At 70.0% G+C, this 13,608-nt stretch carries 10 protein-coding genes and 1 tRNA gene; 6 read left to right on the top strand and 5 right to left on the bottom strand.

From position 1 onward, the window contains the following. Positions 1-9 precede the first annotated feature (9 nt). The 4 genes from J5V16_RS17270 to J5V16_RS17255 all read left to right on the top strand — a co-directional run bounded on the left by J5V16_RS17270 (position 10) and on the right by J5V16_RS17255 (position 2,828). The gene (locus J5V16_RS17270; protein WP_208497757.1) at positions 10-987 is read left to right on the top strand and encodes an asparaginase; all 978 of its coding nucleotides are present in this window, start codon (positions 10-12) and stop codon (positions 985-987) included. Positions 988-1,074: 87 nt separating this feature from the next. After that, a tRNA-Leu gene (locus tag J5V16_RS17265) sits at positions 1,075-1,157 on the top strand. Positions 1,158-1,357: 200 nt separating this feature from the next. After that, positions 1,358-1,975 (top strand): bacterial proteasome activator family protein, encoded by a 618-nt coding sequence (locus tag J5V16_RS17260; RefSeq protein WP_208497756.1) that lies wholly within the window; start codon positions 1,358-1,360, stop codon positions 1,973-1,975. A 169-nt stretch (positions 1,976-2,144) separates the two neighbouring features. After that, complete coding sequence (locus J5V16_RS17255; protein ID WP_208497755.1) at positions 2,145-2,828, top strand: lysophospholipid acyltransferase family protein; 684 nt, start codon at positions 2,145-2,147, stop codon at positions 2,826-2,828. On the opposite strand, the gene J5V16_RS17250 is transcribed toward J5V16_RS17255, so the two are convergent. The 4 genes from J5V16_RS17250 to J5V16_RS17235 all read right to left on the bottom strand — a co-directional run bounded on the left by J5V16_RS17250 (position 2,825) and on the right by J5V16_RS17235 (position 6,968). Continuing rightward, entirely contained in the window at positions 2,825-3,826 is a 1,002-nt protein-coding gene (locus tag J5V16_RS17250) for a peptidylprolyl isomerase (protein WP_208497754.1), read from the bottom strand. The genes J5V16_RS17255 and J5V16_RS17250 overlap by 4 nt on opposite strands. Further along, the gene (locus tag J5V16_RS17245; RefSeq protein WP_208497753.1) at positions 3,781-5,130 is read right to left on the bottom strand and encodes an MFS transporter; all 1,350 of its coding nucleotides are present in this window, start codon (positions 5,128-5,130) and stop codon (positions 3,781-3,783) included. The genes J5V16_RS17250 and J5V16_RS17245 overlap by 46 nt, the downstream gene beginning before the upstream one ends. A gap of 91 nt (positions 5,131-5,221) precedes the next feature. Beyond that, positions 5,222-6,292, bottom strand: a complete 1,071-nt coding sequence (locus J5V16_RS17240; RefSeq protein ID WP_208497752.1) for an inositol-3-phosphate synthase — start codon at positions 6,290-6,292, stop codon at positions 5,222-5,224. Beyond that, entirely contained in the window at positions 6,285-6,968 is a 684-nt protein-coding gene (locus J5V16_RS17235) for a PadR family transcriptional regulator (protein WP_208497751.1), read from the bottom strand. The genes J5V16_RS17240 and J5V16_RS17235 overlap by 8 nt, the downstream gene beginning before the upstream one ends. Before the next feature lie 345 nt (positions 6,969-7,313). On the opposite strand from J5V16_RS17235, the gene J5V16_RS17230 reads away from it, so the two are divergent. Together J5V16_RS17230 and J5V16_RS17225 are read left to right on the top strand one after the other, a co-directional pair. Further along, on the top strand, positions 7,314-10,670 hold the full coding sequence (locus tag J5V16_RS17230) for a transglycosylase domain-containing protein (protein WP_208497750.1): 3,357 nt from the start codon (positions 7,314-7,316) through the stop codon (positions 10,668-10,670). A 66-nt stretch (positions 10,671-10,736) separates the two neighbouring features. After that, positions 10,737-12,281, top strand: a complete 1,545-nt coding sequence (locus J5V16_RS17225) for a glycosyltransferase family 87 protein (RefSeq protein WP_208497749.1) — start codon at positions 10,737-10,739, stop codon at positions 12,279-12,281. On the opposite strand, the gene J5V16_RS17220 is transcribed toward J5V16_RS17225, so the two are convergent. Next, positions 12,172-13,596 (bottom strand): CCA tRNA nucleotidyltransferase, encoded by a 1,425-nt coding sequence (locus tag J5V16_RS17220; RefSeq protein WP_208497748.1) that lies wholly within the window; start codon positions 13,594-13,596, stop codon positions 12,172-12,174. The genes J5V16_RS17225 and J5V16_RS17220 overlap by 110 nt on opposite strands. Between the last annotated feature and the right edge of the window lie 12 nt (positions 13,597-13,608).

Here is a 13,608-nt window from a genome sequence, read left to right as displayed (position 1 = left end):
CCTCGCGGTATGAGTGCTACCTACCGCGGCGGTGAACCCGTCGCCGAGATCGTCCGGTCCGGATTCGCCGAGAGCCTCCACCGGGGCAGCGTCGCCGTCACCGACTCCTCCGGGAACCTCCTCGCCTCGATCGGCGACACCGGCTCCCCCGTCTTCCCCCGCTCCTCCAACAAGCCCATGCAGGCCCTCGCCATGCTCCGCGCCGGCTGGGCGCCCGGCACCGAGGCCGACCTCGCCATCGCCTCCGCGAGCCACCGGGGCGAGCCGTTCCACCTCGCCCAGGTCGCCTCCGTGCTCGGCGGCGCCGGACTCGGCGAGGCCGACCTCCAGTGCCCGCCCGACCTGCCGAGCGACCCGACCGCCCGCAACGCGGTGGTCGCCGCGGGAGCCGAGCCCCGCCGCGTCTACATGAACTGCTCCGGCAAGCACGCCGGGATGCTCGCGGCCTGCGCCGCGAACGGCTGGGACCTCGCGACCTACCGCGACCCCGAGCACCCGTTCCAGCAGCTCGTGATCGCCACCGTCGAAGAGCTCACCGGCGACGCCGTCGAGTCGATCGGCGTCGACGGCTGCGGCGCCCCCGTCCTGGCCGTCACCCTCGCCGGGCTCGCCCGCGCCTTCGCGCGCCTCGTCGAAGCACCGGCCGGTTCGAACGAGCGCCGGGTCGCGGACGCCATGCGCGCCAACGCGAAGCTCATCGACGGCACCCGCGGCCCCGACCACCGCATGATGACCGCCCTGCCCGGCCTGCTCGCCAAGGGCGGCGCCGAGGGCGTCCACGTGCTCGCGGCCCCCGGTGTCGGCGCGGTCGCCGTCAAGATCGACGACGGCGCGGGCCGGGCCTCCACGCCCGTGGCCCTCCGCGCGCTCACCAAGCTCGCCGGCTACGAGGTCCCCGCAGACGCCAAGCCCGAGGTCGACTCACTCACATGGCCGGAAGTCACCGGCGGCGAGCAGCAGGTCGGACGGCTGCGTCCGCTCCTGTGAGTGGCCCGCGACTCAACCGAGGCAATACCCGGTGGTGACCTGAAGCAGGCGCAGGATAGTATCGTTCCGTCGCAAGTACTGACACTCGCGCGAGTGGCGGAATGGCAGACGCGCTGTCTTCAGGTGGCAGTATCCGGAAGGGTGTGGGGGTTCAAGTCCCCCCTCGCGCACCGACAGAGCCCGATGGTTTCGACCATCGGGCTTTTTCGCGTCTTCGGGATGCGACATGAAGCCCGCGTTCCGGGACTGCGGTGACGAGTCGCCGGCGCCTCCGGCCTCACCGGCGCGCCGCCTACGGGAACATGCCGCGGTGCTCCCGCGTTAGGCTCGGGAAGGAACGGACACCGAGACGAGTGGGGCCACACCGACCATGACTGAAGCGAACAGCAAGCCGGAGCAGGGCGGCTACGAGGAGCGCGGGTCGGAGGACCAGCCGCTCATCGTCGACGCCGATGGCAACCCCGTGACCGCCGAGGCCGAGGCGAAGGACGTCGACGCCGAGGACCGGTACGAGTCGGACCCGACCAAGCTCATCCCCGAACCGGCCAAGGTCATGCGCGTCGGCTCCATGATCAAGCAGCTCCTCGAGGAGGTGCGCGCCGCCGACCTCGACGACAAGGGCCGCCAGCGCCTGCGCGACATCCACGCCCGGTCGATCGCCGAGCTCGAGTCCGGGCTGGCCCCGGAGCTGCGTGACGAGCTGGAGCGGCTGTCGCTGCCGTTCAGCGCCGACGAGATCCCGACCGAGGCGGAGCTGCGGATCGCGCAGGCCCAGCTCGTGGGCTGGTTGGAGGGGCTGTTCCACGGCATCCAGGCGGCGCTGGTGGCGCAGCAGATGGCGGCGCGCCTGCAACTGGACCAGATGCGGTCGGGCGAGTTGAAGGCCCTGCCGGCGGGTGAGGACCTTCCGCCGCAGCTCCGGGCCGTGATGGCCGAGCGGGCGGCGCGCGGTGACGATCGCGACCACCATCCCGGGCAGTACCTGTAGGGCTGTCACATGCCTTAGACTTTGGCCTGCCTTCCCGGCGGGGCCCGGCCGCGCCCGCGGCGGGGGCCAGAGTGGCTCGAGGGTTCCGCCCGGTGCGGTCCGCGAGCCATAATTGGTCCCACCCGACCTTTCCCGCAGCCGGGGTGAGACCACTGGAGAGCTGAACACGGTGCTGTACAAGACGTTGCAATGGACGGCCGCGCCGACCATCAAGCTCATCTACAGGCCTTGGATCGACGGGAAAGAGAACATCCCGGAGGACGGGCCGGTCATCCTGGCGTCGAACCACCTCTCCGTGGCCGACCACTACTTCCTGGGTCTGACGACCAAGCGGCACATCGCGACGATGGCGAAGATCGAGTACTTCACCGGCGCGGGCCTGAAGGGGAAGATCATCTCCTCGACGGTGAAGGCGCTGGGGCAGGTCGCGGTGGACCGCTCGGGCGGGCGCAAGAGCGCCGCGTCGCTGGAGCCGTCGCTGGAGGTGCTGGAGGAGGGCCGCGTGTTCGCGATCTTCCCCGAGGGCACGCGCTCCCCTGACGGCCGCCTGTACCGGGGCAAGCCGGGCGTGGCGCGGTTGGCGCTGACGTCGGGTGCGCCGGTGATCCCGGTGGGGTTGATCGGGACGGAGAAGGTGCTGCCGATCGGCGAGTCGCGGCCGCGTGTGGCGCCGGTGGGCGTGCGGGTGGGCAAGCCGCTCGATTTCACGCGGTACAAGGGCATGGAGAACGACCGGGTGGTGATCCGGGCGGTCACCGACGAGGTGATGGACGCGATCCGGCGCCTCACGGGCCAGGAGTACGTGGACAAGTACGCGAAGCGCAACGGCTCCGGTTCCGAGAGCTCGGACTAGCGGGTCGTACTGGTGGCGGCGCCGGAGGGCGTCGCCGTTCCCGTCGGGGTGGCGGTGCCGGTCGGCGTTCCGGCGGGTGCCGTGGGCGTGGCGGTGCCTGACGGGGTGGGGCCGCCGAGCGGCGGGGTCGCGGTGCCGGTGGGCAGCGGAGGCGTCCCGGTGCCGAGTCCGGGCTGGGACTGCATGCCGTCGACGGGGCTGATGACGACGCCCCAGATCTCGACGGGCACCGGGGGTGCGCCGTCGTATTCGACGGTCTCGGTGAGGGCCGCGATCTGGTCGAGCACTTCGTAGCCGTCGACGATGCCGCCGATGACGCTGACGCCGGCGGTGGGGACGGCCGCGCCGCGGATGAGCGCGAAGGCGCTGCCCGCGCGGCCCTTGTCGTCGGTGATGAGGGCGAGCACGTCGGCGACGTCGTTGCCGGCCATGCCGGTCTCGGCCTGGAAGCGCCAGCCGGGGCCGTAGGTGTCGTCGGTTTCCTGCTCGCTGTCTTGGGAGGCGCCGGCGAGGCCGGGGCTGCCGCAGCGGAGGATCGCGGTCGGGTCGACGGCCTGGGTGGTGAGCCGGTCGCATTCGTGCGAGGCGTAGAACGGGGTCTGCGCGAGGTGCGTGAAGGCTTCGACGCCGCAGGGTGCGAGGTCGCCCCACAGGAGCACGACGATCTCGCCGTAGCTGGTCTGGATCGTGGCGAGGGAGCGTTCTTCGGGGGCGCCGGGCTGCATGGGGTCGGCGCCGTTCCCGGTGTCGTCCGCTTCGGTGACGGTGCACTGCTCGGTGATGACCTCGCCGGCCTCTTCGGCGGCTTCGCCGTCGTCGCGGAAGGCGAGCCAGGCGACCGCGGCGATCGAGCCGGTGGTGAGGAGGACCGCGCCGAGCCCGGCGAGTCCGCGCTTCCAGCTGCCGGTGCCCTCGCGCTGCCAGGGGGCCGTCCCGCGGAACGGGTTCGACGCTACGGGCTCGTGCTCGGTCTCGCTTCGGTCGTGGCGGGGCTCCATGTCTGTGCATCGTACGGGGCCTCGTCTCGGGCGAGGTAGGCGTATCCGACGCAGATCAGACCGTAGGCGAGGGCGACGCCGACGAGGGTGGCGGGCGCGTAGCCGTTCTCGGGGACGACGAACGCGGCCGCGAAGAGCCCGGCGAGGTAGCCGACGTTGTAGACGGTGTCGTTGACGCTGAAGACGCGGCCGCGGTAGGCGTCCTCGACGCCCCGCTGGATGCTCGTGTCCACAGTGATCTTGAGGCCTTGGGAGGCGATGTTCACCAGGAGGACCGCGACGGCGAACATGACCGGCAGCAGCACGCCCGAGAGCGTCCCGGCGACGACCGCGCACAGCGCCATGAGGGCCACGATCCAGTTCTTCGGCCCCCACACGCGGGTCGCGCGCGGTGTGGCGATCGCCGCGGCCAGCACGCCGACGTTGCCGAGGACGGCGAGCACCAGCAGCCACGCGATCGTCGTCTTCCGGGTCGGGTCCGACTCGATGTCCCAGAAGAACCCCATGAACAGGGCGATCGAGATGATGAACACGATCCCGTACAGGAACCGGTGCAGCCCCTGCACGGCCATGACCAGGGCCGGGCCTTTGCGGCGGCCGAGGTGCTTGAACCCCTCCCACATGCCCGAGCTGGTCTGCGCGATCCCGCGCCACAGCCCGGTCGGCGCGTCCTCGTCCTCCTCCGGGCCGAGGTCGCCCCGGCGGAACGACATCCCCACGATGCACGCCGACGCGAGGTAGCCGCAGCCCGCCGCGAGCGCGAGCATCGAGTACGACACCCCCGAGTCCATGAGCTTCGCGATGCCGGTGGTGGCCAGGCCGAGCCCGTACGCGAGCGCGCCGAGCGTCGACGCGAGCGAGTTCGCGGTCACGAGGTCCTTCGCGGGCACCACCTGCGGGTGCGCGGCCGCGAGACCGGCAAGCACGAACCGGTTGGCGGCCAGCACGGTCATCGCGCACAGCACCCACGACCAGTTGAACCCGCCGGGCAGGGTCAGGCAGATGACGATCATCAGCGCCGCCCGCCCCAGGTTCGCCCCGCCGATGAGATTGCGGCGGCTGAACCGGTCGAGCACCGTGCCTACATACGGGCCGAGCAGGGAGTACGGGCCGAGGAGGATCGCGACGGCGGCGGCGTACCGGAACGGGTCGCTCGCCTCGCCCAGCGCGGGGTTGAAGAACACCGAGAGCGCCAGCGAGGCCTGGAACATGCCGTCGGCGGCCTGGGACGTCAGCCGCACCGCCAGCAGGTGCCTGAATCGGCGGTTGCTCGCGAGGTTCCGAACGTGGCCGTCGGTGCGCATTGTCCGAGGATAACTCCGGTGAAAGCCAAGGGGGACCCCTCTTCGAAGCTCGCGCTCCGGAACGGGGTCCCCCTATGGAAAAACGGTCGGGCTACTGGCCCGCGATGAAGTTCTCGACGGAGATGCGGGCCTCTTCGTCGGAGAACTGCTTGGCCGGCGACTTCATGAAGTACGAGGAGGCCGACTCGACCGGGCCGCCGTGGCCGCGGTCCAGGGCGATCTTCGCCGCGCGCACCGCGTCGATGATGACGCCCGCGGAGTTCGGCGAGTCCCACACCTCGAGCTTCAGCTCCGCGTTCAGCGGCACGTCGCCGAAGGTGGTGCCCTCCAGGCGGATGTACGCCCACTTGCGGTCGGTCAGCCACGGCACGTGGTCCGACGGGCCGATGTGGACGTCCGCGCCCTGCATCTCGTGCGGAATCTGCGAGGTCACGGCCTGGGTCTTGGAGATCTTCTTGCTCTTGAGGCGCGAGCGCTCGAGCATGTTCATGAAGTCCATGTTGCCGCCGAAGTTCAGCTGGTACGTGCGGTCCAGGCGCACGCCGCGGTCTTCGAACAGCTTCGCCAGCACGCGGTGCACGATGGTGGCGCCGACCTGCGACTTGATGTCGTCGCCCACGATCGGAATGCCCGCGTCGGTGAACTTCTTGGCCCATTCGGGGTCGGAGGCGATGAACACGGGGAGGGCGTTCACGAACGCGGCGCCCGCGTCGATCGCGGCCTGCGCGTAGAACTTCGCGGCCTTCTCGGAACCGACCGGCAGGTAGCACACGACGACGTCGGTCTTCGCGGCCTTGAGGGCGGCGACCACGTCGACGGGCTCTTCAGAGGACTCGGTCACCATCTCGGTGTAGTACTCGCCCAGGCCGTCGTGGGTCGGGCCGCGCAGCACCGGGACCCCGGTCGGAGGCACGTCGGCGAACTTGATGGTGTTGTTCTCCGAGGCGAAGATCGCGCTGGCCAGGTCCTGGCCGACCTTCTTGGCGTCCACGTCGAACGCGGCGACGAACTCGATGTCGTTGACGTGGTAGTCGCCGAACTGGACGTGCATGAGGCCGGGCACCCGGTCCTCGGGCTTGGCGTCGCGGTAGTACTCGACGCCTTGGACCAGCGAGTTGGCGCAGTTGCCAACGCCGACAATGGCTACGCGCAGCTTACCCATCGCGCATGCCTCCTTTGCCTTGTTTATTTGGGTCTCCGGCGCTCGCAGCCGGATCGGGTGTTCCCTGATCCAGGACGGCCTGGTGCCGTCCCGGTTCGGCGAAGGGCTCGCCGAAGTCGTTGCGCTGCTCGGGGCGGCGGCTCTCCTCGGAGGCGATGAGCTCGTTGAGCCAGCGCACCTCCCGCTCGGCGGTCTCCAGCCCGTGCCGCTGGAGCTCGAGCCCGTAGGCGTCGAGCCGCTCGGCGGTGCGGGCGAGGGCTTCGCGGATGCGTTCGCGGCGCTCCTCGACGCGGCGGCGGCGGGCCTCGAGGATCCGCAGGCGCGTGGCCGGGTCGGTGCGCGAGAAGAACGCGAAGTGCACCCCGAACAGGGCCTCGTCGGCCGATTCGGGGCCGGCGTCGGCCATGAGCTGAGCGAAGTGCTCCTTGCCTTCGGGTGTGAGCCGGTAGACCTTGCGGGCCCGGCGCCCGGTGAGCAGCGGGGTCTCTGCCGCACCCTCTCGTGGGGTCTCCTCGGCGATGAGTCCACGCTGACGCATGCGTTTGAGGGTGGGGTAGAGGGAGCCGTAGCTGAACGCGGCCCTGATCGCCCCGAGCAGGGCCAGCAGGCGTTTGCGCAGCTCGTAGCCGTGCATGGGGGTCTCGTGCAGGAGTCCCAGAATGGCCAGCTCGAGCATCGCACCCCTCCTCTCACACGGCGATCTAACGCGGTGATGTATCGGCTCGATACATCAGGGATAACCATAGCGGCAGGCGCAAATCACGTCAAGGCGCGCGTCCGCGCCCTGGTCAGAGCGGGCAGGCATCCGATAGGCTGGCCCACCAAGCGATCTAGCAGAGTTCTCTCAATTTCGGTATGCGAAACTGCGAGACGACCGGCCACCCCCCATGCCGGGAGTAGACCTTTGCAACCGCCGGTCCGCCGGGCGCGTTCCTCTCGGGAAGCCGCGCGCCGGGTGCACCGGGCCGACCGGCAAAACCCGGAACTTCGCCCGGGTTACACAGCACGTGGATGGTTGAGCATGAGCGACTACGGTTATCGTCCCGCCCCTCCCCCCGAGGACGGCAGTCCCCAGGGCGGCCGCGGCGGACGACCCGACGGCCGCGCCTCCTATGGGAACGGCGGCGGCTCCGGCGACCGCCAAGGCGACTACGGCTGGGGAGGGCAGCAGCAGGGCGGCCAAGGCCACCAGGGCCAGGCCCCGCGACCGCGCCAGCAGCCCTACGGCACCCCCGCCTCCGGCAGCGCGGCAGTCGGCCGCGGCGCCGTTCCGCCCGGACGCGGTTCCGTCCCGCCCGGCCGCGGCTCCGCGTCCGTGGGCGGGCGCCCCGCCGGTTCGGCTTCGGTGGGCTCGGCCTCGGTGGGATCCGCCTCGGTCGGCGGCCAGGGACGCTCCGGCCGCGCGAGCGTCGGCTCCGCTTCCGTCGGTTCGGCCTCCGTCGGTTCGGCCTCGGTGGGCTCGGCCTCAGTCCGCCCGGTGAGCCCCGCCGGCCCCGGCGAGCGGACCGGACGCGCCAGCGTCACCGGCACCCGCCGCGCCGGGCCGAAGAACAAGAGCGACCTCGAAGGCGAAGGCGGCAAGAAGAAGCGCAAGCGCATCGGCCGCAAGATGCTCGCCGCGATGATCGCCCTCGGCGTCATTGGCATCGCCTCGATCACCGTCGTCGGCGTCTACTACTTCCAGGACACGCCGCCGCTCACCGGCCTCGCCCGCGACGGCGAGTCCTCGAACTTCTACCTCGCCGACGGTGAGACCCAGGTCGGCTCCTACGGCGACACCCTCCGGATGCAGGCCAAAGAAGAGGACATCCCCGAAACGGTCACTGACGCCCTGGTGGCGCTCGAGGACCGCAAGTTCTGGGAGCACGGCGGCGTGAACTACGTCCGCACCGCGGGCGCGCTCGTCAACAACCTCACCGGCGGCGAGACCCAGGGCGCCTCGACGATCACTCAGCAGTACGCCGGCATCTACCTCGACGCGCGCAAGGAGATCACCTACGACCGCAAGGCGCGCGAAGCGGCCCTGGCGATCCAGATGGAGAACAAGTACACGAAGAAGGAGATCATCACCGCCTATCTCAACGCGGCCTACTTCGGTCGCGGCGCCTACGGCATCGAGGCGGCGGCGAAGAACTACTTCAACGTGCCGTTGAAGGATCTAGACTACGGCCAGGCGGCGTTCATCGTCATGCAGGTCAAGTCACCGAACGGCTACTACGACCCGTACTTCGGCGAGGAGAACGGCGGCTACTTCGACGAAGAGGCCTCCAAGGGCCGCTGGGACTTCACGATGGACGCCCTCGTGGAGACCGACCAGATGTCCCAGGCCGACCGCGACAAGTACGAGTACCCCACCCCGGTCGACGACTTCAAGGCCGGCTCGTGGGGCGGCAACACCCCCCTCGGCTTCCTCATCAACGAGCAGGACGGGTACGTCTTCGCGGAGCTCGAGGAGCGGTACGGGATCTCCAAGGACGAGCTGGGCGGCAACGTCGAGGACGAGAACGGCAACAAGACGGGCGGCGGCTACAAGGTCGAACTCACCATCGACCCCGAGATCCAGAACGCGCTCGTGACCACCGGCTCCCGCGGCGGCATCGAGAAGAAGAAGAACGAGAACGGCGAGTGGGTCGACGCCGAAAACAAGGTCGTCGCGACCGAGGCCGAAGCCGCGCCGGCGGAGGACGAGGACGGCTACGCCTACTTCAAGAACGACAACGCCGACGCCGCCCTCGAGGATTACAAGGACTACATGATGACGGCCATGGTCGCCATCGATCCCGCGACCGGAGGGGTCGCCGGCTACTACGGCGGCGACGACGGCTTCGGCGTCGACAAGGCCGGCGCCGAGTCCCCGCACCCGCCGTCCTCCACCATGAAGATGATCACGGCGGCCACCGCCCTCGAGAACGGCGACTCGGTCGAGTCCTGGTTCAACGCCGGCTCGCCCCGCGCGTTCGACTCCCTCGAGCTCGAGGACAGCCAGGAGTGCATCGGCGGCGGCGACTACCCGAACTGCACCCTCCGAAACGGCGGCCAGACCGACACCAAGCTCGAACTCGACCTGACCGATTCGGTCCGCAAGTCGAAGAACACGCCGATGTACGCCATCGCGGAGGAGTACGGGGCCGACGAGATCCTGCAGAACGCCGCCCGCATGGGGCTCACCCAGATGAGCCAGACCCGGTCGATCCCGGACGACAACGGCGAGTACCACGACGTCATGATCAACTACTCGATCACCCCCGAGCCGGACTTGACCTACACGCTGCACGGCAAGGCGGTCGACGCCAACGGCGATCCCGTCACCAACGTCTCCGGCAACTGGGACGACTGGGCGCTCATCGAGGTCGACGAGGACTGCCAGCCGTCGATCAACCTCGACGGCGCGTTCATCGAGGACGCCGACGGCGAGCCGAACTCGTGCAAGATCGGCAACAACGGCGAGACCGACCCGTTCTACTACCACCTGTCGTTCGGCCAGTACCCGACCAGCGTCCGCGACATGGCGGCCATGTACGCCACCATCGCGAACAACGGCTACTACCACGAGACCCACTACGTGGCGAAGGTCTTCAACAAGGACGGCACCGAGCTCGAGCCGAAGCGCGACCTCCGCGAGGGCCAGTTCATCAAGGAGGACACCGCCCGCGACCTCCAGTGGATCGGTTCGGAGATCACCGGCGAGAGCACCGTCGGCGACGACATCGAAGACCGCGACATCTTCGGCAAGACCGGAACGTGGGAGGCCGCCGGCAAGGACGAGGACGGCAACGAGTACCCGTCCGGCTGGAACGCCCACGCCTGGTACGTCGGCGCCATCAAACAACTGGCCGTCGCCACCTGGGTCGGCAACGTGACCTCGGAGTCGGACCCGATCGCCGGCCCGGACGGCAGCTTCGACGGCGTCGTCGGCGGCACCACCGCCTATCCGGTGTGGCTGGCGGCGATGCACCGCGTCCTCGACGCCAAGGACGGCCAAAAAGGTTGGGAGCCGAAGAACTGGGACGAGGCTCCGAAGTCCGGGTCGGACAGCACCTGGGACCTCGACAACGCCGGCTTCAACCCGGACGGCGCTTACTGCGCCGCCAACCCCGAGGACGCCAAGTGCGGTGCGTCCGAGGAAGAGGACAAGAAGGAATGCGAGGACGGCGGCGGCACCTGGGACGGCGAGAAGTGCGAGTCCCTTCCCGACGAGGACGTGACGCCTACTGGCGATCAGACCACCGATCCGGGCGACGGCGAGTCCACCGGCGAGGAGGACTGCGGCACCTGGCCGCTGCCGGACTGCGAGGAGCCGAGCGGGGAGCCGTCGGAAGAGTCGTCCTCGGATCCGGGACAGGGCGGCGGCGGGGGTGACGGTGCCGGAGGCAACTGACCCGCCGCGTTAACGCGGCGAACCGCAGATAGCGCCGAGACGGCGGCATGGGCCACAATAGGCCCCATGCCGCCGTCTTCCATTGAGCAGCCGCCGCCGACCGAGCGCCCCTCCGCGCGTACCACGGTCGCACCCACCCTCACCGACCGCTTGGCCCGCATCGCCTCCGGCCTCATCGGCGGACCCCTCGGGGACCACGCCGTCGACCCGCCGAGCCGCCGCTACTGGACGCCGGTCCGGGTCATCCTCCTCACCGGACTCATCGCGTTCGCGATCAACTGGCTCCAGAAGTACCCGTGCGCGGCGGGCGGCTGGACCGACTGGTCCCAGTACACCCAGGCCTGCTACACCGACATCCGCGCACTGTGGGGGGCCGAACGGCTCAACGAGGGCTTCGTCCCCTACCGTGACCACCCGGTCGAATACCCGGTACTGACCGGATGGTTCATGGGGATCCTCGGGCAGATCGCCTTCCGTCTCGGCAACGTCCTCGGCACCGACGGCGGCCCGATCTTCTGGCACCTCAACGCGATCGTGCTCTTCATCTGCGGCGCCGCCGCCATCGCGATCCTGCACAAGATCCGCGAGGACAACCGCCGCACCGACCTCCCCGGCCCCAACCCCGACCCGGCACTCGTCTACTCCCGGCCCTCGCGTCCGTGGGACGCGATGATGCTCGCCGCCGCGCCCGTCGTGCTCGTCACCGCCACAGTGAACTGGGACCTGTTCGCCATCGCGCTGTCGATGCCGTTCTTCCTGTACTGGCAGCGCAGCCGCCCGATCATGGCCGGCCTGTTCCTCGGCCTCGCCGTCGCCGCGAAGTTCTACGCGCTCCTGTTCATCGGCCCGCTCCTCGTCCTCGCACTGCGCCAGCGCAAGCTCCTGCCCGCGCTCCAGGCGACCGCGACCGCCGCGGTCGTGTGGGCGGTCGTCAACGCGCCCGTCGCCTACCTGTGGCGGGACTCGTGGATGCGGTTCTTCGAGCTCAACTCCGAACGGCCCGTGGACTGGGGCACCGGCTGGTACGTCCTGCGCGGGATCACCGGCTGGGAGAAGCTGTGGGACTCCGAATACGTCAACGACCTGTACCTCGTGTGCTTCGCCGTGGCCTGCCTCGGGATCGCCGCGCTCGGGTTCTTCGCGGGCCGTCGCCCGGGCGCGCCCGGACTGCGAGGGATCGCCACCGCCGACGACCTCGTGCCGCGCCTCGCGCAGCTGTGCTTCCTCGTGGTCGCCGCGTTCCTGCTCTTCGGCAAGGTCTGGTCGCAGCAGTACGTGCTGTGGCTGGTGCCGCTCGCGGTGCTCGCCCGCCCGAAGTGGGGGGCGTTCCTGCTCTGGCAGGCCGCCGAGCTGTTCTACTTCTTCTCGTTCTACGGCAAGATGCTGCAGGTCTCGGCCGAAGAGGAGGGCCGCGGGATCCCCGAGTGGCTGTTCCTCACCGCGGCCGGGTCGCGCTGGATCATGGTCGCCGTGATGTGCGCCCTGGTCGTGCAGGAGATCCTTATTCCGCGTCTGGACCCGGTGCGAGGCCTTCGCTTGCGGCCCAAGCGCGAAGCTGCGATTCCGCCTCCTCGCGCGACATCGGACCCCGCTCCAGCCGAAGCTCCTTGAGATAGGCCCACGCCCGGCCCACCAGCGGGCCGGGCGGCAGGCCCAGCAGCTCCATGATCGCGTTGCCGTCGAGGTCGGGGCGCACCGCGCGAAGGTCCTCCTCGGCGCGGATGCGGGCGATGCGCTCCTCGAACGCGTCGTAGTCGCGGCGCAGCCGCTCGGCCCTGCGGCGGTTGCGAGTGGTGCAGTCCGAGCGCACGAGCAGGTGCAGCCGGTCGAGCTGCGGGCCGGCGTCGGTCACGTAGCGGCGCACGGCCGAATCGGTCCAGCCGGCATCGCCGTAGCCGTAGAAGCGCAGGTGGAGGCTGATGAGGAGCGAGACGGCCTGCACGTCGGACTTGGGGAAGCGAAGCTCGCGCATCCGCCTGCGCGCCAAGCGGGCGCCGGCCACGTCGTGGTGGTGGAAGGTGACGCCGCCGCCGGGCACCACGTCCTTGGTCTCGGGCTTGCCGATGTCGTGGAGGAGCGCGGCGAGGCGCAGGAGCAGGTCGGGACCGTCCTGTTCGAGGGCGATCGCGTTGCGCAGCACCTGCAGCGAGTGCTCGTAGACGTCCTTGTGCTGGGCGTGCTCGTCGATCTCCATGCGCAGCGCGGGCAGTTCGGGCAGGAACTGCTCGGCCAGACCCGTGTCGACCAGGATGCGCAGGCCCGCCACCGGATCGGGGGCCATGAGGAGCTTCACGAACTCGTCCCTGATCCGCTCGGCGGTGATGCGCGCGAGCTCGGGTGCCATGCGGCGCATGGCGTCCAGGGTGTCGGGGTCGATGTCGAAGCCGAGCTGCGCGGCGAAGCGCGCGGCGCGGAGCATCCGCAGCGGGTCGTCGGCGAAGGACGACTCGGGGGACGCGGGGGTGCGGATGGTCTGGCGCGCGATGTCGGCGAGGCCGCCGAACGGGTCGGTGAACTCATGCGCGGGCAGCGAGACCGCCATGGCGTTCACAGTGAAGTCGCGGCGCTCGAGGTCGTCGACGAGGCTGTCCCCGTACCGGACGATCGGGTTGCGGCTGACGCGGTCGTAGGCGTCCGCGCGGAACGTGGTCACCTCGACCTGCTCGCCCCGGAACATCCCCCCGATGGTCCCGAAGTCGGCCCCGGTGGTCCACACCGCCGAGCAGTGCGCCCGCAGGATCGCCTCCGTCGACTCCGGACGCGCGTCCGTCGTGAAATCGAGGTCGCTCACGCGCCGGCGCAGCACCGCGTCACGGACCGGGCCGCCGACCAGGTGCAGCTCGTGCCCGGCGTCGGCGAACACCCGACCCAGTTCATCGGCTATGGGCGGGACCGTGATTTCCTTACCGCTACTGTTGTCAGACATCGCCGGGCAAGC

Origin of the sequence: Glycomyces niveus (assembly GCF_017592475.1) — a bacterium.
In the GTDB taxonomy this organism is placed as follows: Bacteria; Actinomycetota; Actinomycetes; order Mycobacteriales; family Micromonosporaceae; genus Glycomyces; species Glycomyces niveus.
Note: the sequence above shows the minus strand (reverse complement) of the source record. Positions and strands in the feature narration are given on the sequence as shown.